Raw genomic sequence first — 26,081 nt, 5'->3', positions numbered from 1 at the left:
GGCAATGCCAGTCAGTTAAGCCCCAAGGCAAACTGATCCGGTGATCCAGTAACAAGGGAATGTGTTTAACACGTTCCCTTTTTTGCTTGATGAGCCTGCTTGAAAGCGCTTTGCGCGAGACCCTTTCCCTGAGTGCCTGATCGACTCGATCAACTCAGCGCATTGATAGACCCCGACTGGTGAGCTGCCCAGTCACTGGCAGGCACGCCTGATCGAAGTGCGCGTGGGCGGTCGGGTCCGGCGCTTCATCACCTCCTTGCCGGATCACCGCACGCATCCGGCGCATGACCTGACCGAGTTCTACCGCCAGAGCTGGGAGATCGAGTTGGGGTTCCGGGAGATCAAGCAGTCACTGCACGAGGGTGAGCCGGTGCTGCGCAGCAAGCAGCCCGCGCTGGTGCGTCAGGAGCTGTGGGGTGGGCTGATCGCCTACACGCTGCTGCGGCGCTGGATGCGCGAGATGGCAGCGCACGTCCAGCTCGAGCCCCAGCGCATCAGCTTCCATACGGCCAGCTACGCCATCGTCAACTTGCTGGCGGTCCCCAGCCTAGACTCTGCGGGCACTTTGCCCAGGCAGTTAGCGGCCCTGTTGGCGCAGGCCTGGCACTTCGTGTTGCCCCCGCGTCGCACCGAGCGCAGCTTCACACGTGTCGTCAAGAAACGTGCTTCCAAATTCCCAACGAAAAAAAGCAAGTCAGCGTTAACAGTAGCGTGTACGAAAACGGCACGGGCGTGTGGCGGATGCGCTCGCAGCCGGCGGCGGTACTGGCCAGCGCGGTCAGGGTTTGATCGATCGGCACCGCCAGGCACTGGTCGATGCGGCCTTCGCGCACGCACTCGCCCAGGTCGCGCCCCATGGCCTGCATGAGCGCGTCGGCCCGGTTGCTCGACGGTTGAATGCGGGCCCCGTCTTGCCGCGTGATCCAGCGCTGCAGCAGCGCGTCGTCCTGCTGGCCGCGCAACTGCAGCCGCAGGGCATGCGCGAAGGCCACGGCGCGGCGCACCATGCGCACGCGCACATCGCCCTCCACCGCGTTGGGATCCACCGGCTCATCCACCCGGATCAGGCCCAGGCACTGCCGCGACAGCGAACGCGAGCGGAAGATGATCTCGCCCCAGAGGTTGCGCGCTTCCCAGTAGCGGGCATAGGCCGTGTTGTTGCGAAAGCCCAGAAAGATGGCGATGGGCAGGCCGATCAGCGTGAAGGGCGCCATCGTCACCACCACCTTGGTGTTGAAGACGTAGCCGTGCAGCCCCGTGACCACCACGGCCAGCGCCACGTTGACCGCCAGCGTGAAGCGAATACGGTGCAACACCGACCCGCGCAGTATCCAAAACAGCTGAAAACCGGTGGGGCGGTCGTGGACGATCATGGCGCTGCGGCAATGGCTCGAATCAGAAGCCCAGGGCGTGCGGCAACCAGGTGGAGATAGCAGGCACGAAAGTCAGCAGGATCAGCACAATCAGATGCGCCAGCAGAAACGGCGGCAATTCGCGCGTGAGTGCCGCCAACGGCACTTTGGTGGCTACCGAGGTCACGAACAGCAGCCCACCCACCGGCGGCGTGATCATGCCCAGCGTGAGGTTCACGATCACCACCATGGCGAAGTGGATAGGGTCAATGCCCAGCGCTGCCGAGATGGGCGCGAGGATGGGCACGAGGATCATCACGCCCGGCAGCGGCTCCATGAAGATGCCGAAGAGCAACAGCAGGATGTTGACCGCGATGAGGAAGGTGACGGGCGACAGGTTCCAGCCGACGATGGTCTCGGCCAGTTGCTGCGGCACGCCCTCCACCGTCAGCACCCAGGCGAATGCGGCTGAGGCCGCCACCACCAGCAGCACCGATGCGGTGAGCAACGCCGAGCGCGCGGCGATGTGCGGCAACGCCTTCCACTCCAGCGTGCGATAGATCCACTTGCCGCAGATCAGCGCGTAGAACACGGCGACGACCGACGCTTCCGTCGGCGTGAAGATGCCGAAACGGATGCCGACCAGAATCAGCACGACGAGCATCAGCGCGGGAATGGCGCGGAAGCTGTTGAGCAGCATCTCGCGGCCGCTGGGGCGCGGCTCGCGTGATCGGTAGTCGCGCTTGACGCAAACGCGCCAGTTGACAATGGCCATGGCCACGGCGATCAGGATGCCCGGCGCGAAGCCGGCAATGAAGAGCGCGCCGACCGACACCTGCTCGTCCTGCAGCGCGTAAATGATCATGATGATCGAAGGCGGAATGATCGGTCCCACGATGGCCGTGCTGGCCGTGAGCGCGGCCGCATAGGCACGCGAATAGCCGGCCTTGTCCATCATCTTGACCATCATCGAGCCCGGGCCAGCCGCATCGGCCAGAGCCGAGCCGGAGATGCCCGAGAACAGCGTGAGCGACAGGATGTTGGCATGCCCCAACCCACCACGCAGGTGGCCCACGAACTGCGCCGCGAAGCGCAGCAACACCACGGTGAGCGCACCGCCAGACATGATCTCGGCCGCGAGGATGAAGAACGGCACGGCCATCAGCGGAAAGCTGTCGATGCCGGTGAACATCTCCTTGAAGACGATGAGTTGCGGATAGCGCCCGCTCACGAAGACCGCGATGGCAGCCGACATGGCCAGCGCGAACGCGACGGGAAAGCCAAGCGCCATCAGGACGATGGCGGAAACGAAAAGGGTGATGGCCATGGTGTCAGTGCTTTGGGGTCGTCGTCACAGCGAGGCCGCCGACTCGGCGTCCATCTCGTCGGAAGGGACGTAGCGGCCATCGCGGATGTAGCCGCGCCCCATGAACAGCAGGTGCACGAAGAGCAGCACGAAACCTGCCGGCATGGCCGAATAGATCCAGGCGAAGGCGATGTCCGTGGCCGGTGTGGTCTGAAAGCGCGTGGCCCACACGTACTGCACTGAGAACCAGGCCATCACCAGGAAGAACACGCCCAGCGCCACCACGATGAAGCCGCGCAGCACCCGAGCGCCCCGCTCGCCCAGCACTGGGTGCAGGTTGTCGATAGCCACATGCCCGCCAAAGCGCAGCACCAGACCAGCGCCCAGGAAGGTGCCCCAGATCATCAGGTGCCGCGCCACCTCTTCGGCCCAGACGATGGAGTCACCCGTGGTATAGCGCAGCACCACGTTGGCAAACACGATGCAGGCCATGGCCAGCAGCAAGATGATGAGCAGCCAGCGGTTGCCGGCCACCAGTGCGCGCTCGAAGCGTTGGAGCATGGGTGTGGATTCTTGAAAAAACAAAGCCCGGCCAAGCCGGGCAATAAGGACTCGCAGGGCCTCGCCGCCCCGCCTGCCTCGTCACTTCACGCTGGTGATCTGGTCCAGCGTCTTCTGGCCGAACTTGGTGGCGTACTGCTTGTAGGCAGGCTCCAGCGCCTTCTGGAAGGCGGCCTTGTCGACCGACTCGACCACCTGCATGCCGCCGGCCTTCACCTCGGCCAGGCCCTTTTGCTCGACGTCGTCGACGAACTTGCGCGAGGCCAGTGCGCCGGCCTTGGCGCCTTCGGTGAAGGCAGCCTTCTGCGCGTCGGTCAAACCACCCCAGAACCCGGGAGAGACGATGAGCGCCATGGGCGCGTACACATGGCCGGTCAGCGACAGGTGCTTTTGCACCTGTGCCAGCTTGGCCGACACGATCACCGACATGGGATTTTCCTGCCCGTCGATCGTGCCCTGTTGCAGCGCGCCGATCACTTCGGGCCAGGACATGGGCGTGGGCGATGCGCCCAGCGTGCGGAAAGCCGTGATGTGCACCGGGTTCTCGGTCACGCGGATCTTCAGGCCCTTCAGGTCGGCCGGCGTCTTCACCGCGTGCTTGTTGTTGGTCAGGTGGCGAAAGCCCTGCTCGCCCCAGGCCAGAGCGATCAGGCCGCGCGCCTTGAACTTGCCCAGCAGTTCCTGGCCGAAGGCGCCGTCCAGCACCGCGCGAGCATGGGCCGTATCGCGGAACAGGAAGGGAATGTCCACCACGCCCACGTCGGGCACGAAGTTGCTCAAAGCCCCGGTGGAGACGATCACCGCCTCCACAGTGCCCAGTTGCAGGCCTTCGATCAGCTCGCGCTCGCCGCCCAGCGCGCTGGACGGAAACTGCTTGAACTTGATGGCGCCATTGGTGCCCTTGTCCACCGCGTCGGCCCAGGCCTGGGCGGCAGCGCCGTAGTGCGAATTGACGGCCAGCGCGTAGCCGAGCTTGATTTCCTTGGCCTGCTGGGCGAAGGCGGAAGTGGCTGGCAGGCCGGCGATGGCGACAACGGAGGCAGCGGCCAGGGCCAGGCGGCGAGAAACTACAGTGCGCATGAAAACGATCCGATCTGTGGAGCCCGCAGGCCCGATGGCGATGAATGGCGTGAATGCCGGTACATACCGGCGAAAGCGAGGCGGAATTATCTCCCCGCTAGCGCGCCTGCCATGTACGGGAAACCACGCGCCACCGGCGTTGGTGCCGCACCAAGTCCAGGCCGCTCAGTCCAGCAGGCGCGACGACTTGGGCACGTGCGCCATCAAAAACTCCATCTGGTCCACCAGGATGCGCCGGTTGCGCAAGATGAAGTCTTCCCACAGGCTGGGAACGTACGGGGCGTACAGCAGCGGCATGTTCGCCTGCTCAGGCGTGCGCGGGCCCTTGCGGTGGTTGCAGGGGCGGCAGGCGGTGACCACGTTCATCCAGTGGTCTACGCCGTTGCGGGCGTAGGGCACGATGTGTTCGCGCGTCAGCGCTTCTTCGTGGAAGTGGCCGCCGCAGTAGGCGCAGACGTTGCGGTCGCGCGCGAAGAGCTTGTGGTTGGTGAGGCTGGGTTTCAGCTCGAACGGGTTGATGGCCGGCACGCCCCGGGTGCCGATGATGCTGTTGATGGCAATCACCGACTGTTCGCCCGTGATGGCGTTGTGCCCGCCACGAAAGCGCGCCACCTGGCCACCCGATTCCCAGCGCACCTCGCCCGCGGCGTAGTGGATCACCGCCTGCTCCAGCGTGATCCACGACTGGGGCAGCCCCTGTGCCGACAACTTCAAGACCTTCACTACACGCCTCCTGCTGAAAAAACAAGAATCGGAACGCTGATGTCTCAAGGTGACCATGCCCGGCCACCCTGACGCACAATATACTCTTTTCATGACAAATTGGCGTCTAGCGCTTGATTTACCTGCGCTGTACGCTATCAAAAGCAGAGCAAACGGATGAAGATCTTCCGCGGCATTCACCACCCCGGCATCGCACAGGCCTGCGCGCTCACCATCGGCAACTTCGATGGCGTGCACCGCGGGCACCAGGCCATGCTGGCGCTGCTGAACAGCGAGGCCACGCACCGGGGCGTGCCCAGCTGCGTGCTCACCTTCGAGCCGCATCCGCGCGACTACTTCGCCGCCGCCCGCCAGCGGCCGGAACTGGCGCCGGCCCGCATCGGCACCCTGCGCGACAAGCTGGTCGAGCTGGCCGCCTGCGGTGTGCAGCAGGCCGTGGTGCTGCCCTTCACCGAACGGCTGGCCAGCCAGCCTCCGCAGGCTTTCATCGACGAGGTGCTGGTGCGGGGCTTGGGCGCACGCTACGTGCTGGTGGGTGACGACTTCCGCTTTGGCGCTCAGCGTGCGGGCGACTACGCCTTGCTGGATGCCGCCGGCCGCGCGCAGGGCTTTGACGTGGCGCGCATGAACAGCTACGAGGTGCACGGGCTGCGCGTGTCCAGCTCGGCCGTGCGTGATGCGCTGGACCGGGGCGACATGGAGGCCGCCGCGCGCCTGCTGGGCCGCCCCTACGCCATCAGCGGCCACGTGGTGCACGGGCGCAAGCTCGGGCGCGACCTGGGCGCCAGCCGCGCAGGCGCGGGCGACGGCTTTCGCACGCTGAACCTGCGCTTTGCCCACTGGAAGCCGGCCGCCAGCGGCATTTTTGCCGTGCGGGTGCATGGCCTGGGCGACGAACCCCTGCCGGGGGTGGCCAACCTGGGCGTTCGCCCGTCGCTCGACCCCACTGACGTGAACGGGGGCCGGGTGCTGCTGGAGACGCACTGCCTCGAATGGCCGACCGGCCTGGGGGCCGAAGGGGCGTACGGTAAAATCATTCGGGTGGAACTCCTGCACAAACTGCACGACGAGCTGAAGTACGACAGCTTCGACGCCCTGACGACCGGCATCGCCAAAGACTGCGATGACGCGCGGGCGTACTTCGTCGGCACCGGCGCTGCGGGCGCGGCCCATGCCGGAACCCGTCGCCAGACCACGCGCGACCGAATTTGACGGCCTTCCAGCCGCTGCCTCCGCTGCAGCCGCGGTACCGTCCGCTCCCCACCGCCCTCTTCCTCTCCTCCCCCGCCTCCCCGCTTTCCGGGCCCATGCCCGGCAACAGCCCGCCCCTCAGGTCCTCCCATGTCCGATCAGAAAACCGCTGCACCCACCGCATCCCCTGCGCCATCCGGCACGGATTACCGCGCCACGCTGAACCTGCCAGACACCCCTTTCCCGATGCGTGGCGACCTGCCCAAGCGCGAGCCGGGCTGGGTCAAGGAATGGGAAGACAAGGGCCTGTACAAGCGCCTGCGCGATGCGCGCTGCGGGGCGCCGAAGTTCATCCTGCACGACGGCCCGCCCTATGCCAACGGCCAGATCCACATGGGCCACGCGGTCAACAAAATCCTGAAGGACATGATCACCAAGGCGCGCCAGCTCGAAGGCTTCGACGCGCTGTACGTGCCCGGCTGGGACTGCCACGGCCTGCCGATCGAGAACGCCATCGAAAAAAAGCACGGCCGCAATCTCTCGCGTGACGACATGCAGGCCAAGAGCCGCGCTTTCGCCACCGAGCAGATCGCGCAGCAGCTGGGCGACTTCCAGCGCCTGGGGGTGCTGGCTGAATGGGACAACCCCTACAAGACGATGAACTTCGCCAACGAGGCGAATGAGATCCGCGCGTTCAAGCGCGTGATGGAGCGCGGCTTCGTCTACCGGGGCCTCAAGCCCGTGTACTGGTGCTTCGACTGCGGCTCGTCGCTGGCTGAATTCGAGATCGAATACCAGGACAAGAAGAGCACCACGCTGGATGTGGCCTTCAAGGCGCATGAGCCTGCCAAGCTGGCCGCCGCGTTCGGGGTGCCCGCACTCACGAAGGAAGCCTTCGTGGTGATCTGGACCACCACCGCCTGGACCATCCCCGCCAACCAGGCGCTGAACCTGAACCCCACCATCACCTACGCGCTGGTGGACACCGAGCGCGGCCTGTTGGTGCTGGCCGAGTCGCTGGTCGAAGACTGCATGGCGCGCTACGGCCTGACCGGCCAGGTGCTGGCGACCGCCCTGGGCGAAAAGCTGGGCGGGCTGGAGTTCGAGCACCCGCTGTATGACGTCGATGCCGGCTACCGCCGCCTGTCGCCCGTCTACTTGGCCGACTACGCCACGGCCGACGACGGCACCGGTATCGTGCATTCCTCGCCCGCCTACGGGCTGGAGGATTTCAACTCCTGCGTGTCCCACGGTCTGGCGCTGGACGACATCCTGAACCCCGTGCAGGGCAACGGCACCTATGCGGCCGACTTTCCGCTGTTTGGCGGCCAGCACATCTGGAAGGCCGTGCCGGTCGTTATCGAGGCGCTGCGCAATGCCAGCCGCCTGATGGCCACCAAGGACATCACGCACAGCTACCCGCACTGCTGGCGCCACAAGACGCCGGTGATCTACCGCGCTGCCGCGCAGTGGTTCATTCGCATGGACGAAGGCGAAGGCGTTTTCACCAAGGACAAAGCGCCCCAAACGCTGCGCAAGACCGCGCTGCAAGCCATCGAGCACACGAGCTTCTACCCCGAGAACGGCAAGACCCGCCTGCACGACATGATTGCCAACCGGCCCGACTGGTGCATCTCGCGCCAGCGCAGCTGGGGCGTGCCGATCCCGTTCTTCTTGCACCGCGATTCGGGTGAGCTGCACCCGCGCACCATGGAAATCATGGACCAGGCGGCAGCCATCGTCGAGCAAGGCGGCATCGAGGCCTGGAGCCGCGTGACGTCCGAAGAGATTCTGGGCGCCGAAGACGCGGCCTGCTACACCAAGAGCACCGACATTCTGGAAGTGTGGTTCGATTCCGGCTCCACCTTCTTTCACGTGCTGCGCGGCACACACGCGCCGCAGTTCCACACCGAAGGCCCCGAGGCCGACCTGTACCTGGAAGGCCACGACCAGCATCGCGGCTGGTTCCACAGCTCGCTGCTGCTCGCCTCCGCGCTCTACGGCCGCGCGCCGTACAAGGGCCTGCTGACCCACGGCTTCACCGTGGACAGCCGGGGCCGCAAGATGAGCAAGTCGCTGGGCAACGGCATCGACCCGCAGGAGATCAACAAGAAGCTGGGCGCCGAGATCATCCGCCTGTGGGTGGCCGCCAGCGACTATTCGGGCGACATTGCGGGTGACGAGAAGATCCTGGCGCGCGTGGTGGACGCGTACCGCCGCATCCGTAACACGCTGCGCTTCCTGCTGGCCAACGTGAGCGATTTCGACCCGGCCGTGGACGCCGTGCCGTTCGACCAGATGCTGGAGATCGACCGCTACGCGCTCACCCGCGCGCAGCAGTTCCAGGACGAAGTGCTCGCGCACTACAAGGTCTACGAATTCCACCCGGTGGTCGCCAAGCTGCAGCTCTATTGCTCGGAAGACCTGGGCGGCTTCTACCTCGACGTGCTCAAGGATCGCCTCTACACCACGGCACCCAAGAGCCTGGCGCGCCGCAGCGCCCAGACCGCGCTGTACCAAATCACGCACGGCATGCTGCGCTGGATGGCGCCGTTCCTGTCATTCACGGCCGAAGAGGCGTGGAAGGTGTTCGGCAGCTCCGACTCGATCTTCGTGGAGACCTACGGCAACGTCGCAGGCACGGGGGCCGGCGCCGACGAAGGCCTGCTGGCCAAGTGGTCGCGCATCCGCGAGATCCGCGATGTGGTGAACAAAGAGATCGAGGCGCTGCGCGCCGAAGGCCAGGTGGGCTCTTCGCTGCAGGCCAACGTCACGCTGACCGCAGGCGCAGAAGACCACGCGCTGCTGGCCAGCCTGGGCGACGACCTGAAGTTCGTGTTCATCACATCCGCTATCGAATTAATAGCTGGAAGCGCTTTATCCATAAGCGCTAGAGCCAGTTCTGATGCCAAATGCGAACGCTGCTGGCATTACCGGGCCGATGTCGGCCAGGATGCCGCCCATCCCACGATCTGCGGCCGGTGCGTGAGCAACCTGCACGGCGCAGGCGAACAGCGGGAGCATGCGTAATGGCGCGCGGCATCTCCACTGTTTCTTCGTCCAAAGGCGGCTCTGTCTGGCCGTGGCTGGCCTGGGCCGTGCTCATCTTCGTGGCCGACCAGTTCACCAAGACGCTGATCCTGGGTTACTACCGTCTGGGCGACGCCACCTACATCACCAGCTTCTTCAACATCGTGCGGGCGCACAACACCGGGGCGGCCTTTTCGTTCCTGGCGGACGCGGGCGGCTGGCAGCGTTGGCTGTTCACGGGCATCGGCGTGGTGGCCGCGCTCTTCATCGTCTGGCAGCTGCGTGCGCACCCGGGGCAAAAGCTGTTTTGCTTCTCGCTGGCCAGCATTCTGGGCGGAGCCGTCGGCAACGTGGTCGACCGCATGATGCACGGCTATGTGGTGGATTTTTTCGACTTCCACCTGCGCGGCTGGCATTTTCCGGCCTTCAACATTGCCGATGCCGGCATCACGGTGGGTGCGGTTTGCCTGATCGTGGATGAACTGCTGCGGGTCAAGCGCGGGCGCTGAGCTCCCTGCTGTTTGAGCGCACCTTTCGCGGCCCGCCCTGTGCGGGCCGTCTTGTTTCCCGTGGCGCGCTCCGCTGTCGTGCAACTGTCCCACCCCAAGGCTGCGGAGTAGTCCCACTCCTACAAGGATGGGGCAACTGGCGGCGCATACTCTCGCCCCCGACGAGCGTGAACTCCGACCCAGCGGCCCCGCGCCGCACTGGTCAGCGCTCTGGTTCGCTATCGAATCAGGAGTATGCTGTCCCGCTTGCCCGGGAGCCCACCGCCCGCTTTTCGCACGCTCCACGTGCCCTTCGCACTCCCCGGCACAGGACCCAATTTTCCGTTCATGAAGCACTTGTTGAATCTCTTGGCAGCCGTGGCGCTGCTCGTCTGGGGCACCCACCTGGTGCGCACCGGCGTGCTGCGCGTGTTCGGTGCCAACCTGCGCTCCATGCTCGCGCGCAGCATGGGCAACCGGTTCACGGCCGCCTTGTCGGGCATGGGCGTGACGGCGCTGGTGCAGTCGAGCACGGCCACCTCGCTGATGACGTCGTCCTTCGTCGGCCAGGGTCTCATCACCCTGCCCGCCGCGCTGGCGGTGATGCGCGGGGCCGACGTGGGAACGGCGCTCATGTCGGTGCTGTTCTCGTTTGATCTGTCTTGGCTGTCGCCGCTGTTCATCTTCGTGGGTGTGGTGCTGTTCATCTCACGGCAGGACAACACCGCTGGCCGCGTGGGGCGTGTGCTGATAGGTCTGGGCCTGATGCTGCTGGCGCTGGAAATGGTGGTGCAAGCCAGCGGACCGATGCTGTCGTCTCCCATCATCAAGGCCATGCTGGGCTCGCTCAACAGCGACCTGGTGCTGGAAGTGTTCATGGGCGCGCTGCTCGCCATCCTGGCCTATTCCAGCCTGGCAATCGTGCTGCTGATCGCCGCGATGGCCGCCTCCAGCGTGGTGCCGCTGGATGTGGCGCTGGGCCTGGTGCTGGGCGCCAACCTGGGCAGCGGGCTGCTGGCAGTGCTGACCACCGCCAAATCGGCGGTCGAGGTGCGCCAGGTCACCGTGGGCAACCTGGTCTTCAAGCTGATGGGCGTGGTGCTGGTGGCACCCTTCATCGGCCTGTGGCTGCGGCATGTGCACCCGCACCTGCCGGGCGCGGCGCAAGGGGTGGTGATGTTCCACCTGGCCTTCAACGTGGTCATCAGTCTGGGGTTCATCGCGTTCACACAGTGGGTGGCGCACTGGGTGACGCGCCTCTTGCCCAAGCCGGCCGGCGTGCAAAGCCGCCGGCCGCACCATTTGGACCCTTCCGCGCTGTCCACGCCTTCTCTGGCCATCTCGTGCGCCGCGCGGGAGGCGCTGTATCAGGCCGACGTGGTGGAGACCATGCTGGTCGGGGTCATGGACGTCATTCAGAAGAACGACGTGCAGCTGGCCGAGCGCCTGCGCCAAATGGACGACGAGGTGGATGAGCTCTATTCGTCCATCAAGTACTACATGACCAAGATCTCGCGCGAGGCCCTGGGCGAAGAGGAAAGCCGGCGCTGGACCGACATCATCAGCTTCACCATCAACATGGAGCAGGTCGGCGACATCATTGAGCGCGTGTTGCTGGACATCGAAGACAAGAAGATCAAGAAGGGCCGCAAGTTCTCCGAAGCCGGCATGGCCGAGATCACCGAGCTGCACCGCCGCCTGATCGACAACCTGCGCTTAGGGATGAGCGTGTTCCTCAACGGCAACGTGCGCGACGCACAAAAGCTGCTGGAAGAAAAGGCGCGCTTTCGCGACCTGGAACGCGCCTATGCCAACACCCACCTGGTGCGGCTCTCAGACAACACGTTGACCAGCATGGAAACCAGTTCGCTGCACATTGACCTGATCAGCGAACTGAAGCGCATCAACTCGCACATCTGCTCGATCGCCTATCCCATTCTCGACTCAGCCGGAGCCCTGGCGCCCAATCGGCTGCGTGTTGCAAACCCCTCGCCCATTGAGGCTTCTGCCAATCAGTGAGCCATCAGTAGCGGGGTCATCGCACCCCGCCATAGCCTTGAGCAGGCCGCCAAAGTCAGACGCCGCCCTGCTGTAGCTCCACGGCCGTCCATGGCCGTCGCCACGCTCACCGCTCGGTCCGTGCAGAGGCTCCCTCTGTAAGACCTTGCGTTTGCCAAGGCACCCCGAAGCCCATACGCTGGCTGCTTCCCTGCCCGCTTTTTCTTCCTAATCGACCAGGAGCCGCCATGCCCAACACGCCGCGCGAACACGCAAACGACGAGCCCGAAATCACCCAGGAAAATGATGTTCCGCTGGACGGTACCGATCCCGTTGGTGAGGACATGATGAAAGAGGTCCGCAACGACCGCCTGAAGGTGCCGCCCGGCGAAGAAGAGCAAGCGGACCAAGCGCGGCAGTAATCTGTCGAGACGCGCTGGCCGCGTCAACCGAAGTCCGTCACCAGCAGTTGGCGGGCACGCTGCACGAAGTCCGATTCGCCCGCGCGCGGCGGCAGCACCATGAACCGCGCCTGGGGCAGCGCCGGCAGCTTCCACGCTGCAGGCAGCACCTGCACACCGTCGCACAACGCGGACGCATTCAGGCAGGCCACGCCCAGCCCCGCTGCCAGTGCGGACTGCAGCCCCGGCACGCCAGACGCCATCAGCGTGACCGCGAACGGCACACGCCGCCGCTGCAGCAAGGCCACGGTGAACTGGTGCAGCGAGCAGGTGTCGGGCAGCGCCAGCAGGCGCAGCGGAGCACCGGCGGCAGGCGGTGCATCCAGCGCCTGCACGGCACCCATCCAGTGCAATGGCTCACGCCGCAGCGTCTGGCCTGCAGCAGCGCTGGCGCCTGCGCCTGCGGCCGCCGCGGGCAGGCGCATGGTCAGGCCCACGTCAAATTCGCCCTGTCCGTAAGCCGATTCGATGGCGCCGCTTTTCTGCACCGTAACCTGCAGCCGCACGCCCGGGTGACGCGCCTGCAGGCGTGCCAACAAACCGGCCAGCTCGGCCGGGCGAAAGTAGTCGGTCACGCCCAGTCGCAGCGTGCCCTGCAGCGCCACGCCGCGCAGATCGAGCCAGGCTTCTTCGCTCATGGCCAGCAGGCGCCGCGCATGCACCAGCAGGCGCTGCCCGGCCACCGTGGGCACCACACCGGCCTTGGACCGCAACAGCAGCGCCTGTCCAACCTGTTCTTCGAGCTTGCGCAGCTGCTCGCTCACGGCCGACTGCGACAGGAACACCTGCGGCGCCCCGGCTGTCAGGCTGCCGGCCTCGGCCACGGCGACAAAGCTCTTGAGTTGCTCCAGATGAAAGTGGCGCATTAAATTTCTATCCAGCGGTTCTACCGATGATTGACATCAAATCATCCCGCTTTTCCGATGGAATGAAAAGCCGAAGAATACAGCCATATCCACAGCAGAACCTGGAGTTCTTCATGCCACACACCGTCATCCACCTCAGCGGCGAGCCCGACGCCGCACTGGCCCGCCTCGCCGTAGACACCATTGCCGAGCTGACCCAGCGCGTGCTGGGCAAGCAGTTGCCGGTGATCGCCACCACGGTGCAGTTCATTCCCGCAGCGCAGTGGTTCATCGGCGGCACGTCGCTGGCAGAGCTGAACCAGAGCGCCTTCCACCTGGATATCAGCATCACCGACGAGACCAACACCAAGGCCGAAAAGGCGCTCTACCTGCGCGAGGTCCACGCCGCCTTCTCCGCCCTGCTGCCCAGTCTGCACACGGTGAGCTACGTGCACCTGATCGACGCACGTGCTGCTGCTTACGGGTACGGCGGGCGCACGCAGGAGTGGCGGCATCAACAGGCCGGCGTCTGACCGTGCAACCGTAGACAGCCAGCGGTTGTAGGCCAGGCGACTGCGCATTCGGCGGCATTCGGCTATGGTCTGGCACTGTTCCCACTACACACACAAGACCTTGCCATGACCACGACCGCACTCGCCTACGGCGCCACATCGCCCACCAGCCCACTGGCTCCGCTCACCATCGACCGCCGCACGCCCGGCGAGCTGGACGTGGCGCTGGACATCCTTTATTGCGGCGTCTGCCATTCAGACCTGCACACCGCGCGCGGCGAATGGGGCGGCACCCAGTACCCCAGCGTTCCCGGCCACGAAATCGTCGGCCGTGTGACCGCCGTGGGCGCGCTGGTCAGCAAGTTCCGCGTGGGCGATCTGGTCGGCGTAGGCTGCATGGTGGACAGCTGCCAGCATTGCGAGCCCTGCGCCGAAGGCATGGAGCAGTACTGCGACAACGGCTTCACCGGCACCTACAACGGCCCCGAGCAGGGCACCGGCGCCAACACCTTTGGCGGCTATTCGTCGCAGATGGTGGTGCGCGAGAGCTTCGTGCTGAAGATCAGCCACGCGGAGAGCGACCTGGCCGCCGTGGCGCCGCTGTTGTGCGCCGGCATCACCACCTATTCACCACTGCGCCAGTGGCAGGCCGGCCCGGGCAAGAAGGTCGGCATCGTCGGCCTGGGCGGGCTGGGCCACATGGGCGTGAAGATCGCAGCCGCCATGGGTGCCGAAGTGGTGCTGTTTACCACCTCGGCGGACAAGCGCGACGATGCGCTGCGCCTGGGCGCGCATGCCGTCGTGGTGTCGAAGAACGCAGACGAGATGGCCGCGCATGCCAACAGCTTCGATCTGATCGTGAACACCGTCGCCGCGCCGCACAACCTGGACGCCTTCCTCGCGCTGCTCAAGCGCGACGGCACCATGACCCTGGTGGGCGCGCCGGGCAGCCCGCACCCATCGCCCAACGTGTTCAGCCTGATCATGAAGCGCCGCCGTCTGGCCGGCTCGCTGATCGGCGGCATTCGCGAGACGCAGGAAATGCTCGACTTCTGCGCCGAGCACGGCATCCTCGCGGACATCGAGACCATCCGCATGGACGCCGTCAACGACGCCTACGAGCGCATGCTGAAAAGCGACGTGCGCTACCGCTTCGTCATCGACATGGCGACGCTGAAGGCGGCCTGAGCGAACGCGCCGCGCCGCTTCAAACGCGGGGCGCCTCGCTGGCCGGCGCGGGCGGCGCGGTGATGATGGCCGTGGCCGCCACCGCATCGGCCTCGGCCAGCTCGGGCCGGCGTGCATAGCGCTGCGCCAGCACCGCGCACACCATCAGCTGCATCTGGTGGAACACCATCAGCGGCAGCACGATGGCGCCCACGGCGTGCGATGCGAACAGCACCTTGGCCATGGGCACGCCGCTCGCCAGGCTCTTCTTGGAGCCGCAGAACACGATGGTGATCTCGTCTTCTTTCGAGAAGCCCAGCCGGCGGCTGATCCACGTGGTGGAGACGATCGCCAGCGTCAGGATGATGGCGCACACCAGCAGCAGCCCGAGCAGCGCGCCCAGCGGAATCTGCTGCCACAGCCCCTGGATGACGGCCGCGCTGAACGCGGTGTAGACCACCAGCAGGATCGAGCCCTGGTCCACATACTTGAGCACCGCGGCGCGGCGCTTCACGAAGCCGCCGATCCACGGCCGCAGCAAGTGCCCGGCTACGAAAGGCGCCAGCAGTTGCAGCATGATGCGGCCCATGCTGGCCAGCGCGTCGGGCTGCTGCGCAGCACCGGCGGCGCCTCCTACCTTCGGCAGCAGCAGCCCCACCAGCAGCGGCGTGATGACGATGCCCAGCAGCGTGGAGGCCGACGCGCTGCAGATGGCCGCCGGCATGTTGCCGCGCGCCATCGCGGTGAAGGCGATGGCTGACTGCACCGTGGCCGGCAGCACGCAGAGAAAGATCACGCCCAGGTACAGATCGGGCGTGACGAGCGGCTCCAGCACCGGCCGCAGCGCCCAGCCCATCAGCGGAAACAGCACGAAGGTGCTGGCCACCACCAGCAGGTGCAGCCGCCAGTGGGACAGGCCAGCCACGATGGCCTCGCGCGAGAGCTTGGCCCCGTGCAGGAAAAACAGCAGCGCCACCGCCGCCACCGTCACCCCTTCGAACACACGCGCCACCATGCCGGAGGCCGGCAGCAGGCTGGCCAGCGCCACGGTGAACAGCAGCGCCAGCATGTAGTTGTCGGGCAGGAATTTGGATCGGGCCATGGTTTTCTCGGAGCCTGGAAGCGTCAATGGCCCCGATTGGACTGCATTGCGCACCCTGAGTGAAATGGATTTCACTGATGGTTCTATGATTCACACGCATGAATGTCACCCTGCGCCAACTGCATGTCTTCCAATCGGTGGCGGCGACAGCCAACTTCAGCCGCACGGGCGATGCGGTGGGACTGACGCAGCCCGCTGTCAGCCGATCCATCACCGAGCTGGAGGCACAGCTGGGCCTGAAGCTGCTGAACCGCACCACGCGCGAGGTGACGCTGACCGACGCAGGCCGCAGCCTGGCCGCGCGGCTGCCGCGTGTTCTTGACGAGTTGGAAGGCGTGCTGCTGGACGTGCGCGGCATGGCCACTGCGCGCCGGGGCCGCGTGCGCGTGGCCAGCAGCCCCACGCTGTCTGCCAACCTCATGCCCGACTGCATCGCGCGCTGCCGCGAGGCGATGCCCGAGCTAGACCTGATGCTGCTGGACCGCATGCAAAGCGACGTGCTGGCCAGCGTGCTGTCGGGCGAGGTGGATTTCGGCGTGGTGATTGACCCAGGCGAGCGCGACGCGCTGCATTGCGAGACTATCCTGACCGACCCGTTCTGCCTGGCCTGCCCGCCCGGCCACCGGCTGGCAGCGCGCAAGCGGGTGCGCTGGAGCGACTTGAGGGACGAGTCGCTGGTGCTGCTGGACCACGCCTCGGGCAGCCGCCGCCTGATCGACCGGGCACTCGCCGCGCATGCGGTGCCGCACACCGTGGCGCAGGAGGTGGGCCACCCGACCACGATCTTTCGCATGCTGGATGCCGGCCTGGGCATCTCGGTCATTCCTGCGCTGGCGCTGCCACCCGAAGGCCTGTCCCGCCTGGCCGTGCGCCCGTTGCTGCCCCGCGTGGACCGGGACATCGTGCTGGTGCACCGCAAGAACCGAGCGCTGGTGCCGTTGGCGCAGGCGGCTTGGGATCTCGTCAGAGAAGTAGCGCGCCAGCGGACCGCAGCCGGCGGCAATCCCCAGATTTGAATGAAAACAGGCTGTAGCGCCCTATCCATAAGCACTACCAGCTATTTATTTAATAGCAATCGATGGCAACTACCTACCAGCCATAAAACCCGGCCAGCACCAATGCCGCCTCTGGCGTGAACGCCCCCGCTGCCAGACGCGTATGTACCTCCGCCGGTGACCAGGCCTCGAAGCGTTCGACCTCGCCGTCCTGGTTGACGGGCACCACGCCCTGCGGCAGGGTCGCGCGGAACCAGTCGATGCGCTCGACCATGTAGCCGGTTTCCGCGTGCTGCCCGCCGTCGCCACCCGCCTCGCACGGCCGAGCGAAATCCACATGGCCGCCATGCGCCACGCCATGCAGCGCGGTGATTTCAAGCCCCGCCTCTTCCCAGGTTTCGCGCGCCAACGCCTGCGGCAGGGTGTCGGCGGCAGACACCATGCCGCCCATGGTCGTGTCCCACAGGCCCGGGTTGGAGGGCTTGGTGAAGGCGCGCTGCTGCACCCACATGGCGCCACCCGGCGCGCAGGCCACCAGATGGACGGCGCGGGTCGTTATGCCCAGCGGGCGCACGGCGCCGCGCTCCACCGTGCCGATGCAATCGCCCGCTGCGTTGTGCACCGCCAGCTGCTCGTCGCGCCAGGGGCCGCAATGGCCGGTGGTGCGCAGGGCGCGGGCCAGGGCGTTCAGTGCGTCGGTGGTGCCGGTGGCGTCGATAAGGCCTTCATCGGTGTTGAGCAGCTGCCAGCACTGCGCACCGCCAAACTCCTTTTTTGATAGCTGCCAGCGCTTATCCAATAAGCGCTGCAAGGCTATTTCATCAAAAATCTCGGCATCGACGGAGCCCACCATATGCCCCACCACCGCGAAGGGCAGGCGGGGCCTGGCAGGCGGGCGCAAGGCACGCGCACGGGCGGCGTCCACCCAGTCGGGACGCCCGTTCAGCGCCGCACTCACGACAGCGTGAGGATGGTGCAGCCGGTGGTCTTGCGCGCTTCAAGGTCGCGGTGGGCCTGCTGCACGTCGGCCAGCGGGTAGCGCTGCGCGATGTGGATCTTGACCTCGCCGCTTTCCACCACCTTGAACAAATCTTCCGCCATGGCCTGCGTGGCCTCGCGCGTGGCGATGTGGGTGAACAGCGTCTGACGGGTGACGTAGAGCGAGCCCTTGGCACCCAGCACGCCGGGCGCGAACGGCGGCACGGGGCCAGAGGCATTGCCAAACGTGGCCATCAGGCCGAAGGGGCGCAGGCACTCGAGGGACTTGTCCCAGGTGTCCTTGCCGACCGAGTCGTACACCACTTTCACGCCGCGCCCGCCGGTGATCTCTTTCACCCGTGCGGCGAAGTCTTCTTTGGCGTAGTTGATGGCATGCGCCGCGCCGTTGTCCTGCGCCAGCTGGCATTTGGCGTCGGAGCCGGCGGTGCCGATCAGTTGCAGGCCCAGCGCCTTTGCCCACTGGCAGGCGATCAGCCCGACACCGCCTGCGGCCGCGTGGAACAGCACGAAGTCGCCGGGCTCCAGTCCTTCGACCGGCCGCACTTTTTTCAGCAGGTACTGCGCCGTCAGGCCCTTGAGCATCATTGCGGCGCCCGTGTCGAAGTCGATGCCATCAGGCAGCCGGCACACGTTGTGCGCAGGCATCACGCGCACTTCGCAATAGCTGCCAGGCGGGTTGGCGGCATAGGCAGCGCGGTCGCCTGGCTGCAGGTGCGTAACGCCTTCGCCCACCGCCTCGATCACGCCAGCGCCTTCCATGCCGATGCCGGCCGGCATCTGCAGCGGATACAGGCCCGTGCGGTGATAAACGTCGATGAAGTTCAGGCCGACCGCATGGTGGCGAATGCGCACCTGGCCGGCGCCGGGTTGGCCCACCTCGACGTCGGTGACATGCAATTCTTCGGGACCGCCATGCTGGCGGATCTGGACGGCGAGGCTCATGGGGCAAGGTCTCCTGCGGGGCTCGTTGATCAAAGAGGACGGCCTGCACGCACGGCGCAGGCGCGAAGGGCATCCTGCCATGTTTCAGCCGGCTTTGCAGGGCTCTGGCTGCGGCTACAGTTGCTGCCCATGACGCAACGACTCTCGCCCGCCACGGTGGGCATGCTGGCTCTGGCTCCGCTGCTGTGGGCCGGCAACGCGGTGGTGGGCCGCCTGGTGCACACGCTGGTGCCACCCCTCACGCTGAACTTCATTCGCTGGGCGCTGGCCTTCGCCATCTTGCTGCCGCTGGCGCACCGTGTGCTGCGGCCCGGCAGCCCCGCGTGGCCGCACTGGCGCCGCTTCGCATTGCTGGGCCTGCTGGGCATCGGCTGCTACAACGCGCTGCAGTACATGGCGCTGCAAACCTCCACGCCGCTGAACGTCACGCTGGTCGGCTCGGGCCTGCCGGTGTGGATGCTGGCCATCGGCGCGCTGTTCTTCGGCGCGCCGGTCACGCGGCGGCATGTGGTGGGCGCGCTGCTGTCGATTGCCGGCGTGCTGGTGGTGCTGAGCCGGGGCGAATGGTGCCAGTTGCTGGCGCTGCGGCTGGTGCCGGGCGACTTGTACATGGTGCTGGCCACCATGTGCTGGGCGTTCTACAGCTGGCTGCTGTCGCGCACCACGGAGCCCGCATCGGTGCGCGGCGACTGGGCCGCCTTTCTGATGGCGCAGATGGTGTTCGGCCTGGCCTGGTCGGGCGCGTTCACCGCCGCCGAATGGGCGCTGGCGCCGCGCCACATCGAATGGGGCTGGCCGCTGGCCGCGGCGCTGCTGTTCATCGCGGTAGGGCCGGCCTTGCTGGCCTACCGCTGCTGGGGCGTGGGCGTGCAGCGGGCCGGGCCGGCAGTGGCGGGGTTTTTCATCAACCTGACCCCGCTCTTCGCAGCCGTGCTGTCGGCGGCGTTTCTGGGCGAGGTGCCGCACCTCTATCACGCCGTGGCGTTCGCGCTGATCGTGGTGGGCATCGTGGCGTCGTCGCGGCGCTGACCCGTCACACTTTTAGATCAAATCAGACTCCAGCGCTTATCCCAAAAGCGTAAGTAGCTACTATTTCTATAGCAAACTTTCAGGTGGCAGGCTGGCCTGCGCTCTCGGCGGCCAGCGCACGCAACTGGGCTGCCGGCATGGGCCGGCCCAGCAGATAGCCCTGGTACAGATCGCAGCCGTGGCTGGCCAGAAAGTCGCGCTGTGCCTCGGTTTCCACGCCCTCGGCGATGACTTCCAGCTCCAGGTTGCGCGCCATGCCGATGATGGTCTGCACGATCACATCGTCGGTGTGGCGCACGCCCAGGTTGCGCACGAAGGACTGGTCGATCTTCAGCTGGTGCAAGGGCAATTGCGTAAGGTATGCCAGCGACGAATAGCCAGTGCCGAAGTCGTCCACCGAAAAGCGCACGCCCTTGGTGCGCAGCAGATGCATCTTGGCGACCGACTCCTGAACGTTGTCCAGCACCAGCGATTCGGTCAGCTCCAGCTCGAGCAGGTGCGGCCTCACCCCCGTCTCTTGCAAAATCTGGATGACCTGCGCCACGAATTCAGGCTGGTGGAACTGCCGCGCGCTCACGTTGACCGACAGGTGCACGTCGCGCAAAAAGGGGTCGCGTTGCCAGAGGGCGAGCTGTTCGCAGGCGGTACGCAGAACCCATCGGCCCAGTGGAACGATGAATTCGCTGTCTTCTGCCACGCCGATGAACTGGCCCGGCAGCACCATGCCGCGCTCGGGATGCTGCCAGCGCAGCAGCGCCTCGGCACCCACCAGCGCGCCGCGCAGCGTGAACTGCGGCTGGTAGTGCAGCACGAACTGCCCTGCAACCAGGCCCGCCTGCAGATCGGACTCGAGCCGCGCGCGGGCGCTGATGGCCTCTTGCATGCCGGGGTCGAAGAAGCACAGGCCGTTGCCGCGCTGGGCCTTCACCTGGTACATGGCGATGTCGGCCTGCTTGAGCAGCTCTGCAGCGGACTGGGCCTTTTGACCAAACAGGGTTGCGCCGATGCTGCAGTTGCTCTGGTGGGTATACGCGCCCAACTGGTAGGGCTGATTCAGGTTTTGCAGGATCTTTTCGCCAATGCGCTTGGCCGATGCTGCGGCCTCGTCGCTGTCGGTGGACAGATCGCGCAGCATGACGACGAATTCATCCCCGCCCAGGCGCGCAACGGTGTCGGTGGTGCGTACGTTCGCGCTCAGGCGCCGCGCCACCTGTTGCAGCAACTGGTCGCCCACTTCATGGCCCAGCGTGTCGTTGAGCGTCTTGAACTGGTCCAGGTCCAGGAACAGCAGCACACCCCGCTCGCCCGACCGCTCGGCGGCTGCTTCGGCCTGATGCAGCCGGTCGAGCAGCAAACGCCGATTCGGCAGGCCGGTGAGCGGGTCGTAGAAGGCGAGGTTCTCGATCTCGGCAGACGCCCTGCGGATGTCGGTCACGTCGTGGTACGAAATGACCACGCCGCCGTCGGGCGTGGGGCGCTCGGTGATCTGGATGCAGTGGCCGTTGGGCATCTCCTGCTCGTGCGTGCCGCGCGGGAAGCGCTGCAGCAGCATGCGTTGCTCGACCCATTCGCGCCGGGCGGCGTCGCTGCCGGTGGGCAAGTGTTGGGACACAGAAGCCTCCAGCAGTTCACGGAACGGCATGCCCACTCGCAGCGACGGCGTCATCCACGGAAAGATTTCTTCGAAGCGCAGGTTCCACTGCCGCACGCGCTGGTCGGAGTCGAGCAGCAGAAAGCCGGTCACCAGAGATGACAAGGCCTGTTCGAGCGTGGCCTGCGATTGCGACATGGCGCGCCGGGCGCGGTGAATGCGGTTGAGATAGGCCACCGAAAAACCCGCGATGGCCAGCAACGTGACGCCGAACAGCAACGCCACCAGCACGATGGCATTGCGCTCGGTGCGGCGGTTGTCCAGGGCCGCACGCGCGGGCAGGCTGGCGGATATCCACAGGTCCGGATACAGGATGGAGCGCGCAACCACCATGGCTGGCACACCCGTCAGCCGCGCCCGCTGATCCCAAGGGTCGGCTGCCGCTGCGCCTACGGCTGCCGACGTAGCTGCGCTGTCCGAGCCATGACCGTGTTCGCCCAGCGGGTACACGGTGGCCGAGCGGCGCAGCTCGCCCCGGCTGGAGATGCCCAGCAGCACGTCGCCCCCGCCGTGCTCCATGGTCACCTCCAGCGCGGGAATGTCGACGCCCTGCATCAACACCGACACCAGCATGCTGGAGGGCACCTGCGCCAGCGCCAGCAATCGCTTTCCGCCGGCCATCGTCACGTGCCGCGCGAAGAAGATCACCCGCTCCGAGCTGGAAAAGCTGACCGTGGGCGGGCTGGCCATCAGCACCGGCACAGCCTGGCCCATGGCCTCTTCGAAGAAACCGGAAGGCAAGTCGCGCGCCGCATTGAAGCCGGCCTGATCGGACGCCGCCACCACGTTGCGGTTCTCATCCATCAGCACCACGTAGCGCACCATCAGGTTCTGCCTGGCCGCACTGCGCAGCAGTTGCCGCGCGCCCTGCCCGCCCAGTTCAACGCGCGGGCTGGCCGACAGATCGAGCAGGTCGCCGGTGCTGGCCAGCAGCACATCGAACGAGAGCAAAGTGCGGTTCATGGCGGCTTCGGCACCAGAGGCAAACCGCTTGACCTGCGCTTCGCTTTCCGCCAAGGCGGTAGTGCGCGCATTCCATACCAGCGACGTAGTGGCCAGCACCAGCGCGGCCAGCATCAGCGAAACGCCGGTCCAGACAGCAAAGCGGGTGCGGGAGGTGGCACGCATCATGGAACACCGCCTCGCACGGCCGGGCGGCCGGCGGCACCGATGGTGCGATCCCAGATTTCATCGCAGCGTACGGCGCAACGGCGCTGCCACTTGGGCAGCACCGAAGTGCGAAAGACCTCCATGCGCCGACCCTCGTCCTGCGCAGACACGGGCACCAGCACCATGGAGCCCTTGCGGCCTGTCTGGCAACCGGACTGGCCGGTATTGCAGGCGACGCCTTCCACCGTCTCGCGTTCGGCCTGGGCCCAGATGGCAGCTTCCAGGCGAGCCAGCTCGGTGCGCAGCAGGGTGCGCGCATCGGGCGGCAGCGCGTTCCATGCAGCCATGTTGGCGCCGAACACCGCCATGCCCCAATTCAAGGGCAGCGGGTAGAGGTGGGTGGTGATCGTGTCCAGGCCCAGCGTGTTGCCGGACATGGCACCCGTGACGGCACAGTCGCTGTCACCGGACTCCAGGCTGCTGCGTTGTTGGGCGAAGCCGGTCAGCACCGGCTCCGCACCCAACGCGGTGATGAAGTCGGCCTGCGCGGGAGAGGACACCCGCACGCGCCGGCCCGCCAGGTCGTCGAGCCGCGCCAAAGGCCGCTTGCAGAAGGTGATCTGTGCGGGATAGACGTAGACCGCCAATACCTCGACGCCATGCTCGTCGCGCAGGGCCTGCTCCAGGTAAGGGCGAAACGCGGCGGCCGCCACGCGCAGGCTGGGAATGTCGTTGCTCAAGCCCGGCAGATCCACGGCGGTGTATTGCGGGTACTGGGCTGAAAACGAACTCATCAGCGCGGTGCCGAACGGCACCACCCCCAGTTGCAGCAGGCGCAGCATTTCCACGCCGGGCACGCCTGCTCGGTCAAAGGGAACGATGTCAGCGGTCAGGCGGCCACCGGTCAGGCGCGGCAGGTCACGGGTCCAGAAGGGTTGCTCGAACTGTGTGTATTGCGTGATGAGGCCCAGGCCACCCACCACCCGCAGGCGAATGGGAGTAGCGCCAGGTGGTGAGACACGGCTGGCGGTGCTGGATGCCGAGGGCGATGCCGATGCAGCTGTCTTGCCTTTGGCCGGCGGCACCGGGGCCGCGCCCTGGCTGCGCGCGGGCTCTTGCCGTTCCTGCCCGAGCGCTGCCCACGGCAGCAGGGCCACGCTCAGGCCTAGAGCCAGCTGGCGCAGCACGCAGGGGACGGAAGGACGGAACGGCAACAACGGCATGACAAGTCCCCTGGATTCAAGTGAACGGCAGGCGAGCCGAAGCCATTGTTGACCACATTCCACTCTGCGGCAGGCGCAACAGCGGGGAAAAAATGGATTTTCCAGCCAGAGGGACGATTGCTGGACCGGTGACCAGCGTTACCGAAAGCGCTTACTTCTTCAGAAAGTGCCCGGGTAGGCCCCGCCGTCTGCCAGCACGTTCTGCCCCGTCATGTAGCCGGCATGCACACTGCAGAGGAAGGCGCAGATGGCGCCGAATTCCTGCGGATTGCCGTACCGCCCGGCCGGTATGGAGGACTGCTGGCTGCGGCGCACGTCTTCCACGCTCTTGCCCGACTTGGACGACGCCGCCTTGACGGTGGCGGCCAGCCGGTCGGTGTCGAACTTGCCAGGCAACAGGTTGTTGAGAGTGACGCCCCGAGCGGCAATCCCGCTGCGCGACGCGCCGGCCACGAAGCCGGTCAAACCGCTGCGTGCGCCGTTGGACAGGCCCAGGATGTCGATGGGCGCCTTGACCGCGCTGGAGGTGATGTTGACGATGCGCCCGAAGCCGCGTTCGGCCATGCCGTCCACCGTCGCCTTGATGAGCTCGATGGGCGTGAGCATGTTGGCGTCCACGGCCTTGATCCACGCGTCACGATCCCAATCGCGAAAGTCGCCGGTCGGCGGCCCGCCTGCATTGGTCACCACGATGTCGAACGCCGTGCCAGGACCGCCCGCCACCTCGAACGCGGCCGCACGGCCTTGCGGTGTGGTGATGTCGGCAGCCACTGCCAGCACCTGGGGTTGAGGGCCTTTTATGCCTCCAGCCCTTGTGGAGTCAGCGCTGGCAGCTATCAAAAAAGCAGCAGCTTGTTCCAACGCATCGGCGTTGCGTGCATTGATGACCACGTTCACGCCCTCGCGCACCAGTGCCTCGGCGCAGCCCAGGCCCAATCCCTTGCTGGCGCCGCAGACCAGCGCCCATTTTCCGGCAATGCCCAAATCCATAAGTCTTTCGCTCCGTTGGTGTGGTGGCCCGGCCAGGCGAGCCATTGATAGTTCAAAAAGATGATAGTGCGAGGCGCCAGGCCCACAAGCATGGCAGCACGTGCTTTGAGGGCTACCCGGTTCGGCGGCGCGCCATGCGGGTAAAGACGTAGATCCCCGTCATGACCAGCACGGTGCCGGCGGCGATGGTCAGGGTGAAAGGCTCGTCCAGCAGCCACACCCCCATGAGGATAGTGGAGAGCGGCCCGATCATGCCGGTCTGCGCGGTAAGGTCGGCGCCGATGCGTTCGATGGCCAGCATCACCAGCAACACCGGCACCGCCGTGCACAGCGTGGCGTTCAGCAGCGACAGCCACAGCACTTGCGGCGCAACCAGCGCGGCAGACAGCGGCCGCAGCAGCACGAACTGCAGCAGGCAGCACAGGCAGGCCACGGTCGTCGCCAGTCCCACCAGCCGCAGGGCGCCCAGGCGCCGCACCATCTCGCCGCTGTAGACGAGGTAGATCGCGTAGCTCACCGCCGACAGGAACACCAGCAGCACGCCCCAGCCCACGTGCGCGCCCTGCAGATTCGCTTCGGAGCCGAACACCAGCAAAACGCCGCAGTAGCTGATGCCCATGCCCACCACCTGCAGCCAGCGCACGCGGCGCCGGTACAGCACCCAGCCCAGCAGCACCACCAGCGTGGGGTTGAGATAGAGAATCAGCCGCTCCAGGCTGGCGCTGATGTAGGCGAGCCCGGCAAAGTCGAGAAAGCTGGCGAGGTAGTAGCCCGTGAAGCCCAGCCATGCCACACCCAGCCAGTCGCGCCGCGTCAGCGGTGGCTTGCCCCGGCTGGCCCACCATGCCATGGCTGCAAAGATGGGCAGCGCGAACAGCATGCGGTACATGATGAGCGTGACCGCGTCCACGCCGTGCCGGTACGCCAGCTTGACGATGATGGCCTTGGCGCTGAACGCGATGGCGCCGACGAAGGCGAACACCAGCCCTGTCACCGGCGATGGCGATGGCGATGGCGATGCAGGTGTTGCGGGACCGCTCATCGGTGGCGCGCTGCAAAGACGCGATGGTGCAGGCGCCGCAGCGACCACCACACGCCCAGCGCCACCACCGGAATGGCGATGGCGGCGGAGGTTTCCGGCGACAAAGGGTGTTGCTGCGGATGCTGGCGAGGATGAGGGTCTGGCGGCATGGAAAGCGGGGGTGCGGGGGAGCATGGCCGAAGGGAGTCGGCAGCGCCCATTGTCGTCGCCCCGCCCGGACCGCCCATGAAAAACGGCACCCGAAGGTGCCGTTGGTTGTCAGCCCAGCCATCGTCGCGGAAGAC

Annotated in this window: 22 protein-coding genes and 2 pseudogenes; 10 read left to right on the top strand and 14 right to left on the bottom strand. The window is 66.2% G+C overall.

What is annotated here, in order from left to right; all coding sequences use genetic code 11:
* Positions 1-217: 217 nt before the first annotated feature.
* Positions 218-427: pseudogene (locus RQI28_RS18010) on the top strand (transposase); the annotation flags it as partial.
* Positions 428-653: 226 nt separating this feature from the next.
* On the opposite strand, the gene RQI28_RS18005 reads toward RQI28_RS18010, so the two are convergent.
* The 5 genes from RQI28_RS18005 to RQI28_RS17985 form a co-directional block, all read right to left on the bottom strand.
* Positions 654-1,373: a bestrophin family protein gene (locus RQI28_RS18005; RefSeq protein ID WP_311223775.1), complete on the bottom strand. Its 720-nt coding sequence runs from the start codon at positions 1,371-1,373 to the stop codon at positions 654-656.
* Between the two features lie 22 nt (positions 1,374-1,395).
* Positions 1,396-2,679 carry a TRAP transporter large permease gene (locus tag RQI28_RS18000; protein WP_311223776.1) on the bottom strand — a complete coding sequence of 428 codons (1,284 nt, stop codon included), beginning with the start codon at positions 2,677-2,679 and terminating at the stop codon, positions 1,396-1,398.
* 24 nt (positions 2,680-2,703) lie between these two features.
* Positions 2,704-3,219 carry a TRAP transporter small permease gene (locus RQI28_RS17995; RefSeq protein ID WP_311223777.1) on the bottom strand — a complete coding sequence of 172 codons (516 nt, stop codon included), beginning with the start codon at positions 3,217-3,219 and terminating at the stop codon, positions 2,704-2,706.
* A gap of 81 nt (positions 3,220-3,300) precedes the next feature.
* Positions 3,301-4,299 (bottom strand): TRAP transporter substrate-binding protein, encoded by a 999-nt coding sequence (locus RQI28_RS17990; protein WP_311223778.1) that lies wholly within the window; start codon positions 4,297-4,299, stop codon positions 3,301-3,303.
* Between the two features lie 165 nt (positions 4,300-4,464).
* Positions 4,465-5,022, bottom strand: coding sequence for an HNH endonuclease (locus tag RQI28_RS17985; RefSeq protein WP_311223779.1), 558 nt, complete (start codon positions 5,020-5,022; stop codon positions 4,465-4,467).
* A gap of 156 nt (positions 5,023-5,178) precedes the next feature.
* Here RQI28_RS17985 and RQI28_RS17980 point away from each other — a divergent pair, with 156 nt between their 5' ends.
* The 5 genes from RQI28_RS17980 (at position 5,179) to RQI28_RS17960 (ending at position 12,151) form a co-directional block, all read left to right on the top strand.
* Positions 5,179-6,234: a bifunctional riboflavin kinase/FAD synthetase gene (locus RQI28_RS17980; protein WP_311223780.1), complete on the top strand. Its 1,056-nt coding sequence runs from the start codon at positions 5,179-5,181 to the stop codon at positions 6,232-6,234.
* Positions 6,235-6,363: 129 nt separating this feature from the next.
* A complete protein-coding gene (gene ileS / locus RQI28_RS17975; RefSeq protein WP_311223781.1) occupies positions 6,364-9,243 on the top strand; it encodes an isoleucine--tRNA ligase in 2,880 nt (959 codons plus the stop codon).
* On the top strand, positions 9,243-9,752 hold the full coding sequence (lspA, locus tag RQI28_RS17970; RefSeq protein WP_311223782.1) for a signal peptidase II: 510 nt from the start codon (positions 9,243-9,245) through the stop codon (positions 9,750-9,752). The genes ileS and lspA overlap by 1 nt, the downstream gene beginning before the upstream one ends.
* Before the next feature lie 327 nt (positions 9,753-10,079).
* Complete coding sequence (locus RQI28_RS17965) at positions 10,080-11,750, top strand: Na/Pi cotransporter family protein (RefSeq protein WP_311223783.1); 1,671 nt, start codon at positions 10,080-10,082, stop codon at positions 11,748-11,750.
* 227 nt (positions 11,751-11,977) lie between these two features.
* Positions 11,978-12,151, top strand: coding sequence for a hypothetical protein (locus tag RQI28_RS17960; protein ID WP_311223784.1), 174 nt, complete (start codon positions 11,978-11,980; stop codon positions 12,149-12,151).
* Between the two features lie 23 nt (positions 12,152-12,174).
* On the opposite strand, the gene RQI28_RS17955 is transcribed toward RQI28_RS17960, so the two are convergent.
* Positions 12,175-13,056, bottom strand: a complete 882-nt coding sequence (locus RQI28_RS17955) for a LysR substrate-binding domain-containing protein (RefSeq protein WP_311223785.1) — start codon at positions 13,054-13,056, stop codon at positions 12,175-12,177.
* A 113-nt stretch (positions 13,057-13,169) separates the two neighbouring features.
* Between RQI28_RS17955 and RQI28_RS17950 the strand changes: the two genes are divergently transcribed.
* The gene (locus RQI28_RS17950) at positions 13,170-13,568 is read left to right on the top strand and encodes a 4-oxalocrotonate tautomerase (RefSeq protein ID WP_311223786.1); all 399 of its coding nucleotides are present in this window, start codon (positions 13,170-13,172) and stop codon (positions 13,566-13,568) included.
* 105 nt (positions 13,569-13,673) lie between these two features.
* Entirely contained in the window at positions 13,674-14,735 is a 1,062-nt protein-coding gene (locus tag RQI28_RS17945) for an NAD(P)-dependent alcohol dehydrogenase (protein ID WP_311223787.1), read from the top strand.
* A 19-nt stretch (positions 14,736-14,754) separates the two neighbouring features.
* Here the strand turns inward: RQI28_RS17945 and RQI28_RS17940 are convergent, their stop codons facing one another.
* Positions 14,755-15,816, bottom strand: a complete 1,062-nt coding sequence (locus RQI28_RS17940) for a bile acid:sodium symporter family protein (protein WP_311223788.1) — start codon at positions 15,814-15,816, stop codon at positions 14,755-14,757.
* A gap of 98 nt (positions 15,817-15,914) precedes the next feature.
* Here RQI28_RS17940 and RQI28_RS17935 point away from each other — a divergent pair, with 98 nt between their 5' ends.
* Positions 15,915-16,832, top strand: coding sequence for a LysR family transcriptional regulator (locus RQI28_RS17935; RefSeq protein WP_311223789.1), 918 nt, complete (start codon positions 15,915-15,917; stop codon positions 16,830-16,832).
* A 73-nt stretch (positions 16,833-16,905) separates the two neighbouring features.
* Here RQI28_RS17935 and RQI28_RS17930 read toward each other — a convergent pair whose 3' ends face one another.
* Together RQI28_RS17930 and RQI28_RS17925 are read right to left on the bottom strand one after the other, a co-directional pair.
* Positions 16,906-17,769, bottom strand: a complete 864-nt coding sequence (locus tag RQI28_RS17930; RefSeq protein WP_311223790.1) for an NUDIX domain-containing protein — start codon at positions 17,767-17,769, stop codon at positions 16,906-16,908.
* Positions 17,766-18,752, bottom strand: coding sequence for a quinone oxidoreductase (locus RQI28_RS17925; protein WP_311223791.1), 987 nt, complete (start codon positions 18,750-18,752; stop codon positions 17,766-17,768). The genes RQI28_RS17930 and RQI28_RS17925 overlap by 4 nt, the downstream gene beginning before the upstream one ends.
* 129 nt (positions 18,753-18,881) lie before the next feature.
* Here RQI28_RS17925 and RQI28_RS17920 point away from each other — a divergent pair, with 129 nt between their 5' ends.
* Positions 18,882-19,781: a DMT family transporter gene (locus RQI28_RS17920; protein WP_311223792.1), complete on the top strand. Its 900-nt coding sequence runs from the start codon at positions 18,882-18,884 to the stop codon at positions 19,779-19,781.
* Positions 19,782-19,860: 79 nt separating this feature from the next.
* On the opposite strand, the gene RQI28_RS17915 is transcribed toward RQI28_RS17920, so the two are convergent.
* From RQI28_RS17915 to RQI28_RS17895, 5 genes and pseudogenes are all read right to left on the bottom strand, one after another.
* Positions 19,861-22,563: an EAL domain-containing protein gene (locus RQI28_RS17915; RefSeq protein ID WP_311223793.1), complete on the bottom strand. Its 2,703-nt coding sequence runs from the start codon at positions 22,561-22,563 to the stop codon at positions 19,861-19,863.
* Positions 22,560-23,765 (bottom strand): TRAP transporter substrate-binding protein, encoded by a 1,206-nt coding sequence (locus RQI28_RS17910; protein WP_311223794.1) that lies wholly within the window; start codon positions 23,763-23,765, stop codon positions 22,560-22,562. Before RQI28_RS17910 ends, RQI28_RS17915 begins: the two co-directional genes overlap by 4 nt.
* A 159-nt stretch (positions 23,766-23,924) precedes the next feature.
* Positions 23,925-24,755: an SDR family oxidoreductase gene (locus RQI28_RS17905; protein ID WP_311223795.1), complete on the bottom strand. Its 831-nt coding sequence runs from the start codon at positions 24,753-24,755 to the stop codon at positions 23,925-23,927.
* Between the two features lie 112 nt (positions 24,756-24,867).
* Entirely contained in the window at positions 24,868-25,797 is a 930-nt protein-coding gene (locus RQI28_RS17900; protein WP_311223796.1) for a DMT family transporter, read from the bottom strand.
* Positions 25,794-25,904 (bottom strand): annotated as a pseudogene (locus RQI28_RS17895) (MYXO-CTERM sorting domain-containing protein); the annotation flags it as partial. The pseudogene RQI28_RS17895 and the gene RQI28_RS17900, both read right to left, overlap by 4 nt.
* Positions 25,905-26,081: the final 177 nt, after the last annotated feature.

It is taken from the genome of Acidovorax sp. WCS2018Noco2-16 (assembly GCF_031843945.1).
In the GTDB taxonomy this organism is placed as follows: Bacteria; Pseudomonadota; Gammaproteobacteria; order Burkholderiales; family Burkholderiaceae_C; genus Paracidovorax.
Note: the sequence above shows the minus strand (reverse complement) of the source record. Positions and strands in the feature narration are given on the sequence as shown.

Coding starts and splice junctions, on each gene's coding strand:
- RQI28_RS18005 (WP_311223775.1), bottom strand. CDS start 1,373: ATGATCGTCCACGACCGCCCCACCGGTTTTCAGCTGTTTTGGATACTG.
- RQI28_RS18000 (WP_311223776.1), bottom strand. CDS start 2,679: ATGGCCATCACCCTTTTCGTTTCCGCCATCGTCCTGATGGCGCTTGGC.
- RQI28_RS17995 (WP_311223777.1), bottom strand. CDS start 3,219: ATGCTCCAACGCTTCGAGCGCGCACTGGTGGCCGGCAACCGCTGGCTG.
- RQI28_RS17990 (WP_311223778.1), bottom strand. CDS start 4,299: ATGCGCACTGTAGTTTCTCGCCGCCTGGCCCTGGCCGCTGCCTCCGTT.
- RQI28_RS17980 (WP_311223780.1), top strand. CDS start 5,179: ATGAAGATCTTCCGCGGCATTCACCACCCCGGCATCGCACAGGCCTGC.
- ileS (WP_311223781.1), top strand. CDS start 6,364: ATGTCCGATCAGAAAACCGCTGCACCCACCGCATCCCCTGCGCCATCC.
- lspA (WP_311223782.1), top strand. CDS start 9,243: ATGGCGCGCGGCATCTCCACTGTTTCTTCGTCCAAAGGCGGCTCTGTC.
- RQI28_RS17965 (WP_311223783.1), top strand. CDS start 10,080: ATGAAGCACTTGTTGAATCTCTTGGCAGCCGTGGCGCTGCTCGTCTGG.
- RQI28_RS17960 (WP_311223784.1), top strand. CDS start 11,978: ATGCCCAACACGCCGCGCGAACACGCAAACGACGAGCCCGAAATCACC.
- RQI28_RS17955 (WP_311223785.1), bottom strand. CDS start 13,056: ATGCGCCACTTTCATCTGGAGCAACTCAAGAGCTTTGTCGCCGTGGCC.
- RQI28_RS17950 (WP_311223786.1), top strand. CDS start 13,170: ATGCCACACACCGTCATCCACCTCAGCGGCGAGCCCGACGCCGCACTG.
- RQI28_RS17945 (WP_311223787.1), top strand. CDS start 13,674: ATGACCACGACCGCACTCGCCTACGGCGCCACATCGCCCACCAGCCCA.
- RQI28_RS17940 (WP_311223788.1), bottom strand. CDS start 15,816: ATGGCCCGATCCAAATTCCTGCCCGACAACTACATGCTGGCGCTGCTG.
- RQI28_RS17935 (WP_311223789.1), top strand. CDS start 15,915: ATGAATGTCACCCTGCGCCAACTGCATGTCTTCCAATCGGTGGCGGCG.
- RQI28_RS17925 (WP_311223791.1), bottom strand. CDS start 18,752: ATGAGCCTCGCCGTCCAGATCCGCCAGCATGGCGGTCCCGAAGAATTG.
- RQI28_RS17920 (WP_311223792.1), top strand. CDS start 18,882: ATGACGCAACGACTCTCGCCCGCCACGGTGGGCATGCTGGCTCTGGCT.
- RQI28_RS17915 (WP_311223793.1), bottom strand. CDS start 22,563: ATGATGCGTGCCACCTCCCGCACCCGCTTTGCTGTCTGGACCGGCGTT.
- RQI28_RS17910 (WP_311223794.1), bottom strand. CDS start 23,765: ATGCCGTTGTTGCCGTTCCGTCCTTCCGTCCCCTGCGTGCTGCGCCAG.
- RQI28_RS17905 (WP_311223795.1), bottom strand. CDS start 24,755: ATGGATTTGGGCATTGCCGGAAAATGGGCGCTGGTCTGCGGCGCCAGC.
- RQI28_RS17900 (WP_311223796.1), bottom strand. CDS start 25,797: ATGAGCGGTCCCGCAACACCTGCATCGCCATCGCCATCGCCATCGCCG.